This is a genomic window from Citrobacter sp. Res13-Sevr-PEB04-36, assembly GCF_015672735.1.
Taxonomy (GTDB): domain Bacteria; phylum Pseudomonadota; class Gammaproteobacteria; order Enterobacterales; family Enterobacteriaceae; genus Citrobacter.
Genome location: NZ_JADABY010000070.1, coordinates 47,819 through 64,932, shown reverse-complemented (window position 1 = coordinate 64,932; position 17,114 = coordinate 47,819). Strand labels below are relative to the sequence as shown.

At 50.9% G+C, this 17,114-nt stretch carries 16 protein-coding genes; 8 read left to right on the top strand and 8 right to left on the bottom strand.

What is annotated here, in order from left to right; all coding sequences use genetic code 11:
- Window positions 1-45: 45 nt before the first annotated feature.
- Window positions 46-420, bottom strand: coding sequence for a YbgS-like family protein (locus tag IMQ48_RS20685; RefSeq protein ID WP_196210476.1), 375 nt, complete (start codon window positions 418-420; stop codon window positions 46-48).
- Between the two features lie 317 nt (window positions 421-737).
- On the opposite strand from IMQ48_RS20685, the gene aroG reads away from it, so the two are divergent.
- Window positions 738-1,790, top strand: coding sequence for a 3-deoxy-7-phosphoheptulonate synthase AroG (gene aroG, locus IMQ48_RS20680; RefSeq protein WP_196210475.1), 1,053 nt, complete (start codon window positions 738-740; stop codon window positions 1,788-1,790).
- A 160-nt stretch (window positions 1,791-1,950) separates the two neighbouring features.
- On the opposite strand, the gene gpmA is transcribed toward aroG, so the two are convergent.
- Entirely contained in the window at window positions 1,951-2,703 is a 753-nt protein-coding gene (gene gpmA / locus IMQ48_RS20675) for a 2,3-diphosphoglycerate-dependent phosphoglycerate mutase (RefSeq protein WP_096757810.1), read from the bottom strand.
- A gap of 489 nt (window positions 2,704-3,192) precedes the next feature.
- Between gpmA and chbC the strand changes: the two genes are divergently transcribed.
- The 4 genes from chbC (at window position 3,193) to chbG (ending at window position 7,580) form a co-directional block, all read left to right on the top strand.
- Window positions 3,193-4,551 carry a PTS N,N'-diacetylchitobiose transporter subunit IIC gene (gene chbC, locus IMQ48_RS20670; protein ID WP_196210474.1) on the top strand — a complete coding sequence of 453 codons (1,359 nt, stop codon included), beginning with the start codon at window positions 3,193-3,195 and terminating at the stop codon, window positions 4,549-4,551.
- A 12-nt stretch (window positions 4,552-4,563) separates the two neighbouring features.
- The gene (gene chbR, locus IMQ48_RS20665) at window positions 4,564-5,382 is read left to right on the top strand and encodes a transcriptional regulator ChbR (RefSeq protein ID WP_196210473.1); all 819 of its coding nucleotides are present in this window, start codon (window positions 4,564-4,566) and stop codon (window positions 5,380-5,382) included.
- A gap of 72 nt (window positions 5,383-5,454) precedes the next feature.
- Complete coding sequence (locus IMQ48_RS20660; RefSeq protein WP_196210472.1) at window positions 5,455-6,825, top strand: 6-phospho-beta-glucosidase; 1,371 nt, start codon at window positions 5,455-5,457, stop codon at window positions 6,823-6,825.
- Window positions 6,822-7,580, top strand: coding sequence for a chitin disaccharide deacetylase (gene chbG, locus IMQ48_RS20655; RefSeq protein ID WP_096757806.1), 759 nt, complete (start codon window positions 6,822-6,824; stop codon window positions 7,578-7,580). Before IMQ48_RS20660 ends, chbG begins: the two co-directional genes overlap by 4 nt.
- A 43-nt stretch (window positions 7,581-7,623) precedes the next feature.
- Here chbG and galM read toward each other — a convergent pair whose 3' ends face one another.
- The 6 genes from galM to modE all read right to left on the bottom strand — a co-directional run bounded on the left by galM (window position 7,624) and on the right by modE (window position 15,172).
- Entirely contained in the window at window positions 7,624-8,664 is a 1,041-nt protein-coding gene (gene galM, locus IMQ48_RS20650; RefSeq protein ID WP_196210471.1) for a galactose-1-epimerase, read from the bottom strand.
- The gene (galK, locus tag IMQ48_RS20645; RefSeq protein ID WP_196210470.1) at window positions 8,658-9,806 is read right to left on the bottom strand and encodes a galactokinase; all 1,149 of its coding nucleotides are present in this window, start codon (window positions 9,804-9,806) and stop codon (window positions 8,658-8,660) included. Before galK ends, galM begins: the two co-directional genes overlap by 7 nt.
- Window positions 9,807-9,809: 3 nt before the next feature.
- Window positions 9,810-10,856: a galactose-1-phosphate uridylyltransferase gene (galT, locus tag IMQ48_RS20640; protein ID WP_196210469.1), complete on the bottom strand. Its 1,047-nt coding sequence runs from the start codon at window positions 10,854-10,856 to the stop codon at window positions 9,810-9,812.
- A 9-nt stretch (window positions 10,857-10,865) separates the two neighbouring features.
- A complete protein-coding gene (galE, locus tag IMQ48_RS20635; protein WP_096757802.1) occupies window positions 10,866-11,882 on the bottom strand; it encodes a UDP-glucose 4-epimerase GalE in 1,017 nt (338 codons plus the stop codon).
- A 961-nt stretch (window positions 11,883-12,843) separates the two neighbouring features.
- Window positions 12,844-14,316 (bottom strand): molybdate ABC transporter ATP-binding protein ModF, encoded by a 1,473-nt coding sequence (gene modF, locus IMQ48_RS20630; protein ID WP_196210468.1) that lies wholly within the window; start codon window positions 14,314-14,316, stop codon window positions 12,844-12,846.
- Between the two features lie 67 nt (window positions 14,317-14,383).
- Window positions 14,384-15,172: a molybdenum-dependent transcriptional regulator gene (gene modE, locus IMQ48_RS20625; protein WP_096757798.1), complete on the bottom strand. Its 789-nt coding sequence runs from the start codon at window positions 15,170-15,172 to the stop codon at window positions 14,384-14,386.
- Between the two features lie 129 nt (window positions 15,173-15,301).
- Between modE and IMQ48_RS20620 the strand changes: the two genes are divergently transcribed.
- The 3 genes from IMQ48_RS20620 (at window position 15,302) to modB (ending at window position 17,113) form a co-directional block, all read left to right on the top strand.
- Window positions 15,302-15,451: an AcrZ family multidrug efflux pump-associated protein gene (locus tag IMQ48_RS20620; RefSeq protein WP_085047482.1), complete on the top strand. Its 150-nt coding sequence runs from the start codon at window positions 15,302-15,304 to the stop codon at window positions 15,449-15,451.
- Window positions 15,452-15,650: 199 nt separating this feature from the next.
- Window positions 15,651-16,424 (top strand): molybdate ABC transporter substrate-binding protein, encoded by a 774-nt coding sequence (gene modA, locus IMQ48_RS20615; protein WP_181499135.1) that lies wholly within the window; start codon window positions 15,651-15,653, stop codon window positions 16,422-16,424.
- Window positions 16,424-17,113: a molybdate ABC transporter permease subunit gene (modB, locus tag IMQ48_RS20610; RefSeq protein ID WP_117341655.1), complete on the top strand. Its 690-nt coding sequence runs from the start codon at window positions 16,424-16,426 to the stop codon at window positions 17,111-17,113. Before modA ends, modB begins: the two co-directional genes overlap by 1 nt.
- The last annotated feature ends 1 nt before the right edge of the window (window position 17,114 follow it).

Genomic DNA, 17,114 nt, shown 5'->3' with positions numbered 1-17,114 from the left:
AAAAGGAGAGCTATTGCTCTCCCGTTATTAGCCATATTTTCAGCTTTACTGGGTGGTGCCGTCGGTTTTGGTGTCTACGTCCTTGTTGATACCGTTTCCGGTCTCTACCTTTTTATTGATATCCGGGCAGTGACCGTCTTTGCACATTGAGTTTTTGTGCACCTCGTCTTTGGTCATCCCTTCATGATTCATTGATGAACCGTTCGGATGCAGCATGGTGCCGCCCGAATTAACGTTGTTGTTGTCGACATTATTCGGCGCCACGTTCTCGCGTGCGTCCGGTGCTATTTGACCGGCATCCGCCGATGAATTTGCCTGACCGTTATTTGACTGCGTGCTTGCGTCTGCAGCCAACGCCGCGCCGCTGGCGAGGCTAAGAGTGGCAGTAAGAAAGAGTGAGGCCAGCTTTGTCATTTGCATAATATGCTCCTGTTATGGTCGATATGTCGGATAACCTCTTCCAACAGTGCATGTGCCAGTTAAATCCTCAGAAGGTAGTTAACTATTTCAGTATGAAAATTAAAACCAGCATAGAATATTGAAAATAATAAAAAAATAAGCTGTTGCAGTTATAAATTGTAGTTTGGATCTCGTTTATCGCTACTTTATTGCGTTTTTTTGGCTTATTCCAGGATTAATCCGTCCAAAGTGTAAAACCCCGTTTACACTTTAGAACTGAAGATATAGATTGGAGGGATTGCATTCATTTATATAAGTATGGCAACGCTGGAATAATCATGAATTATCAGAACGACGATTTACGCATTAAAGAGATCAACGAGTTACTCCCCCCGGTCGCACTGCTGGAAAAATTCCCTGCTACTGAAAATGCCGCAAACACGGTTGCTCACGCCCGCAAAGCGATTCATAAAATTCTGAAAGGCAGCGACGATCGCTTACTGGTTGTGATTGGGCCGTGCTCGATTCATGATCCGGCAGCCGCCAAAGACTATGCCGCTCGCCTGCTGGCGCTGCGTGATGAGCTTAAAGACGAGCTTGAAATCGTCATGCGCGTCTATTTTGAAAAGCCGCGTACCACCGTAGGCTGGAAGGGGCTGATCAACGATCCGCATATGGATAACAGCTTCCAGATCAACGATGGCCTGCGCATTGCGCGTAAGCTGCTGCTGGATATTAACGACAGCGGCTTGCCTGCGGCGGGTGAATTCCTCGATATGATCACCCCGCAATACCTGGCCGATCTGATGAGCTGGGGCGCAATCGGTGCGCGTACGACCGAGTCCCAGGTTCACCGTGAACTGGCGTCCGGTCTTTCCTGCCCAGTTGGCTTTAAAAACGGAACTGACGGTACGATCAAAGTGGCCATTGATGCCATCAACGCCGCTGGCGCGCCGCACTGTTTCCTGTCGGTGACCAAATGGGGTCATTCAGCCATTGTGAATACCAGTGGTAATGGCGACTGCCATATCATTCTGCGCGGTGGTAAAGAGCCGAACTACAGTGCTCAGCACGTTGCAGACGTGAAAGAAGGGCTGGTTAAAGCGGGTCTGTCCCCACAGGTGATGATCGACTTTAGTCATGCAAATTCCAGCAAACAGTTTAAAAAGCAGATGGATGTCGCGAAAGACGTTTGTGGGCAGGTTGCCGACGGCGAAAAAGCGATTATTGGCGTGATGATTGAAAGTCATCTGGTGGAAGGTAATCAGAACCCAGATAGCGGTGAGCCGCTGACCTACGGTAAGAGCATTACCGATGCCTGCATTGGCTGGGAAGATACTGATGCGGTGTTACGCCAGTTGGCAAACGCGGTCAAAACGCGTCGCGGATAACCGAGTCTCGTAGACCTGATAAGCCTAGCGCCATCAGGCATTTCTGCACAGACTGCCGGATGGCAGCGATGCCTTATCCGGCCGACATTTGATATGGCTGGTAGCGAACGAAATAAAAAAGCGCGGATAATCCGCGCTTTTTTTATATTCAGCGAAGAAATTACTTCGCTTTACCCTGGTTGGCAACGGCCGCCGCTTTTGCGGCGATCTCGTCAGCATTACCCAGATAGTAACGTTTGATCGGCTTGAAGTTTTCGTCGAACTCATACACCAGCGGTACGCCGGTCGGAATGTTCAGTTCCAGTATTTCATCTTCGCCCATGTTATCCAGGTATTTCACCAGCGCACGCAGGGAGTTACCGTGAGCGGCAATAATCACGCGCTCACCGCTTTTCATGCGCGGCAGAATGGTTTCGTTCCAGTAAGGGATAACGCGCTCAATGGTCAGCGCCAGGCTTTCGGTAACCGGCAGTTCTTTGTCAGTAAGTTGAGCATAACGCGGATCGTGACCCGGATAGCGCTCGTCATCTTTGGTCAGCTCCGGCGGCGTTACCGCGAAGCCCCGACGCCATTGTTTAACCTGCTCGTCACCGTATTTTTCAGCGGTTTCGGCTTTGTTCAGACCCTGCAGCGCGCCGTAATGACGTTCGTTCAGCTTCCAGGATTTTTCAACCGGTAGCCACGCCTGATCCAGTTCATCCAGTACGTTCCACAGGGTGTGGATGGCACGTTTCAGCACAGAGGTATATGCAAAATCGAAGCTGTAGCCTTCCTCTCGTAGCAGTTTGCCTGCCGCTTTTGCTTCGCCCACGCCTTTCTCGGACAGATCAACATCATACCAACCGGTAAAGCGGTTTTCGTTGTTCCACTGACTTTCACCGTGACGTACCAGAACCAGCTTAGTTACAGCCATACATTCACTCCTATAAATCACATTGAATGATAATGATTATCATTATATTGCCGTAATGGGTCAGCGGCAATACATCTTCTTATACAATAGCGAAAATTGAACAGCAGTGTAAGACGCATGTAAATGAGACGTTGTGTTTTCGTGCTAGACAAGATGTGCGAAAGAAGCATGACAACGCAGTGGGCGGCGTCTTAACGCATCTTCCAGATTCGTTGTGCCTCAAATAAACTTAGCAGGGCGTGAGTTGACCCTGATTTCTGAGAGTGTTAGTCCGCAATAGCACGCTTGAATTTTATTAAAATGTGAAAATTGTCATGTCAAAAAGTCAATCATACATAATTTGTGGATCTTACTCATTACTGCCCTGGGACATCGGTCATGTATGCTATTCGTAATTCATGATTCATTGTACTGGCGGCGTAGTTATTAATAATTTTTATCAAAATATTCTATTTTCCTTATCAAGTGTCATATTTGAGGGTATTCATTATGTCGGGCACAATCAGTTCCCTTGAAAGGGTGATCTTACCTGTTGCCGTAAAGCTGGGAAAACAGGTATATGTCAATGCGATTAAAAATGGTTTTATCAGGTTAATGCCTCTGACGCTAGTTGGAGCCATGTTTGTTCTTATTAACAATGTCTTTCTTAATTTCACTGAAGGTTCATTTTTCTGGTCGATGGGTGTACGCCTGGATGCTGGGACAATCGATACCCTTGAACAATTGAAAGTAACCGGTAGTAGCGTTTATAACGGCACGTTGGGAATAATGTCATTGATGACCCCATTCTTTATTGGGATGGCACTAGCTGAAGAGCGAAAAGTTGATCCTCTTGCTTCGGGATTATTATCGATCGCCGCATTTATGACTGTTACGCCATTTACTGTCGGTGGCGTCAGTGGCATTGGTCCAAATTGGTTAGGCGGTGCCAACATTATTTCCGGGATCATTATTGGGCTAGTGGTTGCTGAATTATTCACGTTTATTATTCGTCGCCAGTGGGTTATAAAATTACCTGAAAGCGTTCCGGAGTCGGTTTCGCGATCATTTACCGCGTTAATTCCTGGGTTCATTATACTTTTGTTGATGGGCCTGATCTCATGGGGATTGTCGTTGGTGGGGACACATTTTCACCAGGTGATTATGAATTCGATTGCAACGCCGCTCGCGTCACTCGGGAGCATCGTAGGGTGGGCCTATGTGATATTTAATTCATTCTTGTGGTTTTTTGGTGTTCACGGAGGCCTGGCATTAACTGCGCTAAATAGCGGCATCCTCGGTCCGTGGGGAATGGAAAACATGGCGGTCTATACTCAATATGGCTCGGTTGATGCGGCGCTGGCTGCGGGTAAAACCTTCCATTTCTGGACCGGCCCTATGCTGGAGTCCTACGTTTACCTGGGAGGAACCGGTGCGACGCTAAGCCTGATTTTTGCTATTTTTATCGCTTCTCGTCGGGCTGACTATCGTCAGGTGGCAAAGATGGCCCTGCCATCCGGCCTGTTTAATATCAATGAACCCATTCTGTTCGGTTTGCCGATCATTATGAATCCGGTATTGATGATCCCCTTTGTGCTCATTCAACCTATTCTTGCGGGGATTACATTGTTGGTCTATTCATTGGGTATTATTCCACCCTCCACTAATTTTGCTCCGTGGACGATGCCACCAGGGTTGGGCGCTTTCTTCAATTCTAACGGGAGTATCGCGGCATTGATTATGGCCCTGATTAACCTCGGTATTGCGACCATGATTTACTTGCCATTCGTTATTATCGCCAATAAAGCACAAAACGTTATTGATGAGGAAGAGAGCGAAGACGATATTGCTGCTGCACTGAAATTTTAATAAGGATGCATTATGGAAATCAGCACGGTTCATGAAAGTCAGTTTTTAAGGGGTAATGATTTTTATTTCTTTATTCTGGATAAAACAGAAAGTATAAGTGGACTGCACCAACACGATTATTATGAATTTACACTCGTCCTGACAGGAAGTTGTCGCCAGGAGATAAATGGTAAGCGCGTGATCATGGAACGTGGTGATTTTGTTTTTATTCCGGTTGGCTCTTATCATCAAACATTTTATGACTATGGGGTTACGCGTATCTTAAATATGGGGGTGAGCAAACGTTATTTTTCTGAGCATTATCTTGATATGCTGCCATCCTATTTTATCGCATCGCAATGTTATGCCATGTCAACTGCGTTTTTAGCATTTATAGAAGCTACGCTGTCAACATTGGACATACACCAAAATGAATGTGAGGAGTTCAATAAGTTGCTCACTTTTTATGTGGTTAATCGCTTGCAACATTATGAAGATAGCCCACAACTAGAATCCATACCCGGCTGGTTAGTGCAGTTGGTGAGGGACATGCACAAAAAATCGATGTTTGCTGATAATGCGCTGGAAAATATGGTCAGGTTATCAGGGAAAACACAATCATATCTCACGCGGGCAACTAATCGTTATTATCAGAAAACACCCGGACAAATAATTAATGATATTCGTATCAACTATTGTAAGAAACAGTTAGAGACAACTAATTTCTCAGTGACAGATATTTCATTCGAAGCTGGTTTTAGCAGTCCGGGTATTTTTATTAATAATTTTAAAAAACTGACCTCATTCACACCTGGTAACTACCGAAGACGGTTGGCGAGTCCAAAGAAATGACACGGTTGTTGCTAACTGAAAGTGAATAAATGAAATTTTAAAGAGAGCAGAATACTGCTTTCAGGAGCTAAAATGAAAAAATTAAAAGTAGTCACCATTGGTGGCGGGAGTAGCTATACTCCGGAATTGCTTGACGGCTTTATTAAGCGCTACCATGAGTTGCCTATTAATGAGCTGTGGCTGGTGGATGTCGCAGAGGGTAAAGAAAAACTCGATATCATTTATGCGCTTTGTCAGCGCATGGTCGCGCGTGCCGGTGTACCGATAACAATCCATAAATCTCTGAATCGTCAGGAAGCATTGCAGAATGCTGATTTTGTTACGACACAATTTCGTGTCGGCCAGCTAAAGGCACGCGAGCAGGATGAGCGGATTCCGCTATCACTGGGCTATTTGGGGCAAGAAACTAACGGTGCAGGTGGATTATTTAAAGGTCTGCGCACCATTCCGGTCATTTTGGATATTGTGCAGGATGTCCAGAATATTTGCCCACAAGCATGGATCATTAACTTTACTAACCCCGCCGGAATGGTAACTGAGGCGGTATATCGACATACCGACTTTAAACGTTTCATTGGTGTTTGTAACGTCCCGGTGGGAATGCGGATGTTGATAGAAGATTTGTTATCGCTAACCAAAGATGATCAGCTTTCTATTGATCTCTTTGGCCTGAATCATCTGGTTTTCATTAGAGACGTGCTGGTAAATGGACAGTCGTGCTTTGCAGAGGTTCTCGATCGTGTCGCCTCAGGGATAATTAACGGTAGCACAGTAAAAAATATTTTCAGCCTGCCGTTTAGTTGTGGACTGTTACGCTCACTGAATTTGCTACCCTGTTCTTATCTTCTTTATTACTTCAAACATAAAGAGATGTTAGCAATAGAAATGGCTGAGTATTTTAAAGGCAACGTTCGTGCCCAGGTGGTACAAAAGTTGGAAAGAAAGTTATTCGATATTTATAAAAACCCGCAGTTAGATACTAAGCCTGCAGAACTGGATGCCCGTGGTGGTGCTTATTACTCCGATGCAGCTTGTGAAGTTATTAATGCAATTTACAACGATAAACAGACCGAACATTATATTAATGTTCCTCATTATGGGCACGTTGATAATATCCCAGCAGACTGGGCAGTCGAAATGACCTGTCTGTTAGGGCGAGGCGGTGTAACGCCTCATCCGCGCGTCACCCACTTTGACGAGAAAGTTTTAGGACTGATTTATACAATCAAAGGCTTCGAAATTGCTGCCTCACAAGCTGCGTTGAGTGGGCGTATTGATGATGTTTTGTTGGCGCTGAATCTCAACCCTTTGGTTGATTCGGATCGAGGCGCTGAAATTTTAGCGCGGGAAATGCTGCTGGCGAATCAAGACCATCTGCCGCAGTTTGCCTGTACCATTGCCAGCCTTCGGTCAGGCGAAAATCAACAAGAGGGCAGTATATGACGAAAATATTGATCGTGAATGCTGATGACTTTGGTTTAAGCCACGGTACCAACTACGGTATTGTTGAAGCGCATCGCCATGGGATAGTGACGTCAACGACCGCTATGATGAATGCCACTGGTATTGAGCATGCGGCAGCACTCAGCGCCGATTTTCCCGCACTAGGTGTGGGTTTACATTTTGTTCTTAGTTACGGTGTGCCGTTGACAAATATGCCTTCACTGGCGAGAGAAGGGGTTTTAGGTAAATGGCTCTGGGAGACCGCCGGGAGCGGATTACTGAAAGATGATGAAGTTGTGGCTGAATTACACCGGCAATATGACAGTTTTGTTTCTCTTTTTGGTCGGATGCCAACGCATATTGATAGCCACCATCATGCCCATTTTATTCCTCAAGTTTGGCAGCATGTTGCGAGTTTTGCGCGTGATAAGGGTCTTCCATTGCGAATCGACTGGCAGGCGACGCGCCAGCAGAATATTACGGTACAGGATATACGTGGTGTCGATTATTTCATCAGTGATTTTTATGCTGAAAACGTTTCATCCCGCTTCGTTCTTGATGCACTGGAACGCGCCACCGTTGAAAATGAACAAACTGTGGAATTGATGTGCCACCCTGGTTTCGTCGATAAGATTGTTATGCAAAGTCGCTATTGTCATCCGCGACTGGATGAACTGGAGGTGTTAACGTCACCCACACTTAAGCAGCACATACTTGAACAGGGTTTCCTGCTGGGCAATTATACCGATCTGTGATGTTATGCCCGGCATGCTCATGCTGCCGGGCAATTGATTTTAATCAGGCCGGAATAAACCGGTATTCCGTCACGCTGGCGTACTCTTCGCCCGGGCGCAGGAAGCAGTCCGGTTGCGGCCATTCCGGATGGTTCGGGCTGTCTGGCAAAAACTCGCTTTCCAGCGCCAGACCTTGCCAGTCGGCGTAAACCTCTGGGCCACGGGATGGCGTACCGCCGAGGAAATTCCCGGAGTAGAACTGCAATGCCGGGGCCGAGGTGTAAACCTCCATCTGCAGTTTTTCATCCTGCGACCACAGCAGCGCGACCGGTTTACGGGCATCGCCTTGCGCCTGTAGCAGGAAGGCGTGATCGTAACCTTTTACGTGGCGCTGATCGTCATCGGCCAGAAATTCGCTGGCGATAACTTTTGGCGTACGGAAGTCAAAAGAAGTGCCCGCCACCGGCTTTAAGCCCTCGTGTGGGATACCCATCGCATCAACCGGCAGATACGTATCGGCGAGGATCTGCAGCTTATGCTGGCGGATATCGGTTTTATCACCGTCGAGGTTGAAATAAACGTGATTGGTCAGATTCACCGGGCAGGGTTTATCCACCGTCGCGCGATAGGTGATTGAAATACGATTGTCATCGGTCAGGCGATACTGCGCCGTGGCGCAAAGGTTGCCAGGGAAACCCTGGTCGCCATCGTCAGAGGTCAGTGCGAACAGCACCTGACGATCATTCTGATTCACTATCTGCCAGCGACGTTTATCAAAACCATCCGGCCCGCCGTGCAGCTGGTTTTCACCCTGGCTTGGCAGTAATTCAATGGTTTCACCGGCGAAGGTATAACGGCTGTTGGCGATACGGTTCGCGTAACGGCCAATCGATGCCCCCAGAAACGCCGCCTGGTCAGGATATTGTTCCGGGCTGGCGCAGCCAAGCAATGCTTCGCGCACGCTACCATCGCTCAGAGGAATGCGGGCCGACAGTAGCGTCGCCCCCCAGTCCATCAGTGAGACCACCATCCCTGCGTCATTGCGCAGGGTCAGCAGACGAAACGGCTGGCCATCGGGGGCCATGACGGGAATTTCGTTTAGCACTGTCCGGCTCCTTGTGAAGGTTTACACACATAGAAGGTTTCTTTGATACCGGTTTTCGCTTCGTACTGCGCAGCGACAGCCTGCTGTACTGCAGGAACCAACGCTTCAGGGATCAGCGCCACAATGCAGCCGCCGAAGCCGCCGCCGGTCATGCGCACGCCGCCCTGGGAGCCGATGGTCGCTTTGACGATCTCCACCAGGGTATCAATTTGCGGCACGGTAATTTCAAAGTCATCGCGCATGGAGGCGTGAGATTCCGCCATCAACTGGCCCATGCGCAGCAGGTCACCTTTTGCCAGGGCATCAGCGGCTTCCACCGTGCGGGCATTTTCGGTGATCACGTGGCGGGCGCGTTTGGCGACGATCGGATCCAACTCATGGGCGACGGCGTTGAATGCCTCAAGGCTGACATCACGCAGCGCGGGCTGCTGGAAGAAGCGCGCGCCGGTTTCGCACTGCTCGCGACGGGTGTTGTACTCACTGCCGACCAGCGTACGCTTAAAGTTACTGTTAATGATCACCACGGCGACGCCCTCAGGCATGGAGACCGCTTTGGTACCCAGCGTACGGCAGTCGATCAGCAGCGCATGATCTTTCTTGCCCAGTGAGGAAATCAGCTGATCCATGATACCGCAGTTGCAGCCTACGAACTGGTTTTCGGCTTCCTGACCGTTGAGGGCAATCTGTGCGCCGTCGAGCGGCAGGTGATAAAGCTGCTGGAATACGGTGCCGACCGCCACTTCCAGCGAAGCTGAGGAGCTTAAGCCAGCGCCCTGCGGTACGTTGCCGCTGATCACCAGATCGGCACCGCCAAAGGCGTTATTACGCTTTTGCAGGTGTTTCACCACGCCGCGGACATAGTTCGACCACTGCTGGCTGTCATGGGCAATAATTGGCGCATCGAGAGAGAACTCATCAACCTGATTCTCGTAGTCAGCGGCAATCACGCGCACGATGCGATCGTCACGCGTCGCGCAGCTGATCACGGTTTGATAGTCGATGGCGCAGGGCAGAACGAAGCCGTCGTTATAATCGGTATGTTCGCCAATCAGGTTAACGCGACCGGGCGCCTGAATTGTGTGGGTGGCAGGGTAGCCAAATGTTTCAGCAAACAGAGATTGTGTTTTTTCTTTCAGACTCATTATTTAAACTCCGGATTCGCGAAAATGGATGTCACTGACCGCACGCAGACGTTCAGCGGCTTGTTCTGCCGTCAGGTCGCGCTGAGTTTCTGCCAGCATTTCATAACCGACCATAAATTTACGCACGGTCGCAGAACGCAGCAGAGGCGGATAAAAATGTGCGTGCAGTTGCCAGTGTTGATTCTCTTCACCATTAAACGGTGCGCCGTGCCAGCCCATGGAATAAGGGAAAGAGCACTGGAACAGATTGTCATAACGACTGGTCAGTTTCTTCAGCGCCAGCGCCAGGTCGGCACGCTGAGCATCGGTCAAATCGGTGATACGCAGAACATGTGCTTTAGGCAGTAGCAGCGTTTCGAACGGCCATGCCGCCCAGTAAGGCACGACCGCCAGCCAGTGCTCGGTTTCAACGACCGTACGGCTGCCGTCTGCTTGTTCACGCTGGGCGTAATCAACCAGCATCGGTGCGCCCTGTTCGGCGAAATATGTTTTCTGCAGGCGATCTTCACGCTCGGCTTCGTTGGGTAGGAAGCTGTTGGCCCAAATCTGACCGTGCGGATGCGGGTTCGAGCACCCCATCGCTGCACCTTTATTTTCAAATACTTGCACCCAGGGATAGGTTTTCCCCAGATCGGCCGTTTGCGTCTGCCACGTTTTCACAATCTCCGTCAGCGCAGGCACGCTGAGTTCCGGCAGCGTTTTGCTGTGATCGGGTGAGAAACAAATGACGCGGCTGGTCCCACGAGCGCTCTGACAACGCATCAACGGATCGTGACCGTCCGGCGCGTCCGGGGTGTCGGACATCAGCGCGGCAAAATCATTGGTAAAGACGTAGGTGCCGGTGTAATCCGGGTTTTTATCGCCGGTTACGCGCGTGTTACCTGCACACAGGAAGCAGTCCGGGTCATGCGTGGGCAGAACCTGCTTAGACGGTGTCTCCTGCGCCCCTTGCCAGGGGCGTTTGGCACGATGCGGTGATACGAGGATCCACTGCCCGGTAAGCGGGTTAAAGCGGCGGTGTGGATGATCGACTGGATTGAATTGCGTCATGACGTGTCCTTAATCCGAATATCCCTGTGGATGGCGTGACTGCCAGTGCCAGGTGTCTTGTGCCATTTCGTCCAACGTGCGGGTTACGCGCCAGTTTAATTCGCGGTCAGCCTTGCTGGCATCAGCCCAATAAGCGGGAAGATCGCCGTCACGGCGCGGTGCAAAATGGTAGTTGATCGGTTTGCCGCAGGCTTTGCTGAAAGCGTTGACTACGTCCAGCACGCTGCTGCCGACGCCCGCACCAAGGTTATAAATATGCACACCTTGTTTTCCCGCCAGTTTTTCCATGGCGACAACGTGCCCGTCGGCAAGATCCATCACGTGGATGTAATCGCGAACGCCGGTGCCATCTTCGGTAGGGTAGTCGTTGCCAAATACAGCAAGCGACTCGCGGCGCCCAACGGCAACCTGAGCAATGTAAGGCATCAGATTGTTAGGAATGCCTTGCGGATCTTCACCCATATCACCTGACGGATGTGCGCCGACCGGGTTGAAGTAGCGCAGCAGCGCGATGCTCCATTCTGGCTGGGCTTTTTGCAGATCGGTCAGGATCTGCTCAACCATCAGTTTGCTTTTGCCATACGGGCTTTGTGGGGTTCCGGTGGGGAAACTTTCAACGTAAGGAATTTGCGGCTGATCGCCATAGACCGTGGCTGAGGAGCTGAAGATGAAGTTCTTGACGTTGGCGGCGCGCATCGCGTTTACCAGACGCAGGGTACCGTTGACGTTGTTGTCGTAGTATTCCAGCGGTTTGGCAACAGACTCACCCACGGCCTTCAGACCGGCAAAGTGAATGACCGTATCAATGGCGTGATCGTGGAGAATTTCGGTGATCAGCGCTTCGTTGCGGATATCCCCTTCAATAAAGGTCGGATGCTTCGTGCCTAAACGCTCGATAACGGGCAGTACGCTGCGCTTACTGTTGCAGAGGTTATCAAGGATCACTACGTCATGACCATTTTTCAGTAACTGCACGCACGTGTGGCTTCCTATGTAACCGCTACCACCTGTAACCAATACTCTCATAATTCGCTCCGTTAAGCCTATGGTATGGAATAATCCTAGCATAACAAAGATGCGAAAAGTGTGACATGGAATAAATTAGTGGAATCGTTTACACTTCAGTGTTTTCACCGCTTACCACCATTTTTTTAATTGTAAATCATAGGCTTTGTTTGTGGCTGCGCCATTTATCCGAAAAAGCAGGTAAAAAATGGGCGTCCAATGCGTACAGCACGTCAGTTAACAGCATATGTCGCGACGAATGAGTACGCGCTGGTATGGAACAATAAACATGTAATCTCGGGGAAATCGTTCCGTTCACTTCATGTTCATTGCTTCTCTGATGCCACAATCCCCTGTGAACGGGTAAAGGGCGTTCTCCGCCACGCCCTTTACAATCCCGGCTCCCGGCAAGGAAAATTGCCACTTTGTGGTTCCCTCCGTTTATTCCTTCAGGCTACCGGGCCGGGCGCGAGGAAACGTCCCTGTAAAGCGCGCCCTGAACCCGCATCCCTGCGGGTTCTCCCGGCCTTACGGAAAAACGTCAGCAATTTTCAGCCGGACCAGTCCGCAGCTGACCACCTGAGTTTTTATTTGAACATGTTTAAACAGCGAAATGGATTTGGCTGAAAGTCAGTGTGTTGAAGCGACACCTTGGTCCGGCTGAAAATCGATGAGGTGTTGACGGCTGACAGGGACCGCCCGCAGGGAAGCGGGCGGAGGGGACGGCCTGCAGGGATGTAGGCTCGGCACCGACCCGACAGGCAGACGGCAAAAGCCGAATGAATCGCGTAGCGACGATTTTCCGTGCCGGGAGCCTGGGTTGCAAGGGAGGTGGCGGTGAGCCTCCCTTGCGCGTTCACAGGTATATCAGTATCAGGGGCGAGATGAACATGAAGTGAACGGAATCCTGCTCCAGACTAATACGTTCTCCGTACTTATTTAGCTGACTTTCATGACGTGCAAACGCACTCGTCAGCGAGAATTATTCCAGGGACGTTTGTCGATAGCCATAGATCTCGCCGTCAGGCACAAACTCCAGTCGATGCGTAATACAGGCTGGCGCATCCTCGGCGTGGTGAGAAACGAACAGCAACTGGGTGTCACCTTCGCCGATCAGCACATCAACAAAACGGCGGATCAGCTGGCGATTCAGCGGATCCAGCCCCTGCAAGGGTTCATCGAGGATTAACAGAGTAGGGTGCTTAACCAGCGCGCGAACAATCAGTGCCAGTCGCTGCTGGCCCCAGGAAAGGCTGTGAAACGGCGCGTCGGCAGTACGCTTATCGATGCCCAGAATGTCTAACCACTGCTGTACCAGCTTACGCTGTCGGTCAGAAACCGCCTGGTAGATACCGATCGAATCAAAATAACCGGAGAGGATCACGTTGCGTACCGTGGTACTGACGCGGTACTCCAGGTGCAGGCTGCTGCTGACATAACCAATGTGTTTTTTAATATCCCAGATGGTTTCACCGCTGCCGCGACGACGACCAAACAGCGTCAGTGCGTTGCTGTAACCCTGCGGATGATCGCCGGTGATTAAGCTGAGCAGGGTGGATTTCCCCGCACCATTTGGGCCGACAATTTGCCAGTGTTCGCCCGGATTCACCTGCCAGCTCAGATGATGCAGAATAGGGCGATCGTTATACGAGACCACGCCATCGTTGAGCACAATACGCGGCTCGTGATCGGCCAACGTACGGCGAACAGAGGGTTCATCGGGTTCGGGTAACGTGATCCCGGTCAGCTGTTCGCTATGCGCAAGCTGGGCTATCAATGCCTGTTGCAGTAAACCGGCTTTCTCGCCGGTTTCAGTCAGGGTGCAATCCGCGAGAACGCCGGCAAATTGTACGAACTCAGGAATTTCATCAAAGCGGTTGAGGACCAGCACCAGCGTAATACCTGCCTGATGCAATGTAGCGAGCAAATCCGCTAACTGATGACGTGATGCAACGTCCAGCCCGTCAAACGGTTCATCCAGGATCAATAATTCCGGTTCCGACATCAGCGCCTGACAAAGCAGGGTTTTACGTGTTTCACCGGTAGAGAGGTATTTGAAACGCCTGTCGAGCAGATGCGCAATGCCAAACTGCTGCGCCAGTTCTGTGCAGCGAGCTGGGTTTTTGATTTCATCCAGAATGATTTCTGCCGTCGTGCGTCCGGTGTCGTCTTCGCCAGGGCTGAGGAGATCGGTGTTATTACGCTGCCATTCGTCGCTGACCAGCTGCTGCAACTGCTCAAAGGAGAGTCGGGTGATGCGCGTGAACTGACAACGGCGCTCGCCTTTTAACGGCAGCAATTCCCCCGCCAGCGCACGCGCTAACGCGGATTTCCCACTGCCGTTAGAACCGACAAACGCCCAGCTATCCCCCGCGTTCAACGTCAACGTATTCAACTGGAGCGTTTTTGTGTCGCTCAGACGAAACGTGCCTTGCGAAATTTGCAACGATGACATTTTATATCCCATGTTTTGCAGCAATGAATAACAGGGATACGTGTTCTGCGAGCCGATGTCAATCGACTCAACACAACGTGGCGATAATCACTCTGTCGGCGTTGAAATACGCGGTGACGTTAGCGCCTTCTTGCAGCGTCGCGGCGTCTTCAGACGGAACTGTAGCGCACAGCGTCTGGCCATCGGGCAGCGCCATTAACACTTCGCACTGTTCAGCGCCGCGCTCAATATGGCTGATGGTCCCCTGTAGTTGGTTATCAGCCGCTTGGGCGATAGCGTCGTCCTGGGTGATCCCCACCCACGGCGCCTTCAGCAGGACCAGCACTTCTTTACCTTCATCCAGCCCTAAACGTTCGCCACTTTGCGCCGTCAGGGCGACTTTCAGCCGCGTTTCGCCATCGGCCAGCAGGACATCGACATGTTGCTGAACTTGAGAGTGGTCGCGTGCGGTAATGGTGCCAAACCACTGGTTACGGGCGCTGGTTTGCAGTGAAAAACGGGAGATGGCCGCCAGCAAACTGTTCAGCGGCAGGGCGTCGTCATCGCTCAGGACATCAAACGCTTTCTGCTGAATTTGTGCCAGCAAATCATAAAGTTGGATTAGGCGCTGGCCATAGCGGGTTAATACCGCGCCGCCGCCGCCCTTGCCGCCGGTGGCGCGCTCTACCAGCGTTTGCTCACTGAGTTGATTCATCTCATTGATGGCATCCCAGGCGCTTTTATAACTGATGCCCGCATCCTTCGCGCCCTGACTAATAGAGCCGGAAAGCGCAATGTGCTTAAGCAGCGAAATGCGGCGGGGATCGGCAAACAGCTTTTGCTGAAGTTTCAGGGTAAGAAGGATTTCGGCCTGCATATCAAGCTCCTGGCAAAAAGGATATTGTGACGGAAAACCGAGCGCGCGCAAAGTCGACCGCACAAAAGGGGAGTGCATTTCTGCGTTATGGGGTTAAAATACAGCTAAGGACTATATCTGGAGTTGATCATGTTAGAGTTATTGAAAAGTCTGGTATTCGCCGTAATCATGGTTCCTGTGGTGATGGCCATCATTCTGGGGCTGATTTACGGACTGGGTGAAGTGTTCAACATTTTCTCCGGTATCGGTCAGAAAGATCAGTCCAAACAGAACCATTGATTCCTCAAACGCCCGCTCAGTCGGGCGTTTATCTTTTTCGCCTTCCAGCTTGTTTTCGGTGCCTGTAGTTTCTCAAGATCCTGCTTTTCCTGCCGATAATTTCTTTATATAACCTTTGATGGGTACGAATAACCACTGGGAAAATCCTGAATTAATCGTTATATTGCTGTGTACATAACGAAGCTCAAAGGAGTTACAGATGGCACGTACATGGTTACGCTTGTTTGCAGGGGCAACACTCTCTCTTTCTGTTGCCGGGCATGCATTGGCGGATGAAGGCAAAATTACGGTGTTCGCCGCGGCGTCGCTGACGAATGCGATGCAGGACATTGCAACCCAGTATAAAAAAGAGAAGAACGTGGACGTCGTCTCCTCTTTTGCCTCGTCTTCTACGCTGGCGCGCCAGATTGAAGCCGGTGCGCCCGCCGATCTGTTTATTTCTGCCGACCAGAAATGGATGGATTATGCGGTAGATAAAAAGTCTATCGACACTGCATCGCGTAAAACGCTGCTCGGTAACAGCCTGGTAGTCGTGGCGCCAAAAGCGAGCGAGCAGAAAGCGTTTGCCATCGACAGTAAAACCAACTGGACCAGCCTGTTGAACGGCGGGCGTCTGGCGGTCGGTGACCCGGAACATGTTCCGGCGGGCATTTATGCCAAAGAAGCGCTGCAAAAACTGGGCGCATGGGATACTCTGGCGCCAAAACTGGCCCCTGCTGAAGACGTACGCGGTGCACTGGCGCTGGTCGAGCGTAACGAAGCACCGCTGGGAATTGTTTACGGCTCCGATGCCGTTGCAAGCAAAGGCGTCAAAGTGGTAGCCACGTTCCCGGAAGATTCACACAAAAAAGTCGAATACCCTATCGCGATTGTTGATGGGCATTCTAACGCCACGGTCAGCGCGTTCTATGATTACCTGAAAGGACCGCAGGCTGCTGAAATCTTTAAACGTTATGGATTTACGACCAAGTAATGATACTTAGCGATCCTGAATGGCAGGCCGTTATACTGAGCCTGAAAGTTTCTTCCCTGGCCGTGCTGTTCAGCCTGCCGTTTGGGATCTTCTTTGCCTGGCTGCTGGTGCGCTGCACGTTTCCAGGTAAAGCTCTGCTCGACAGTGTGCTGCACTTGCCATTGGTACTGCCACCGGTGGTGGTCGGTTATTTGCTGTTAGTGGCCATGGGGCGACGCGGATTTATCGGCGAGCGTCTGTACGACTGGTTTGGTATTACATTTGCCTTTAGCTGGCGCGGTGCGGTGCTGGCGGCGGCAGTGATGTCTTTCCCGCTGATGGTGCGGGCCATCCGTCTGGCGCTGGAAGGCGTGGACGTCAAGCTGGAACAGGCTGCCCGTACGCTGGGGGCCGGTCGCTGGCGCGTATTCCTGACCATTACCTTGCCGCTGATGCTACCGGGTATTATCGTCGGCACGGTGCTGGCATTTGCCCGCTCGCTCGGCGAGTTTGGCGCGACAATCACCTTTGTTTCCAATATTCCTGGCGAAACCCGCACTATCCCTTCGGCGATGTACACCCTGATCCAGACTCCGGGCGGTGAAAGCGCGGCGGCGAGACTTTGCATGATTTCTATTGTGCTGGCGTTAATTTCGCTACTGATTTCTGAGTGGCTGGCGCGCATCAGCCGCGAGCGGACGGGGCGATAAA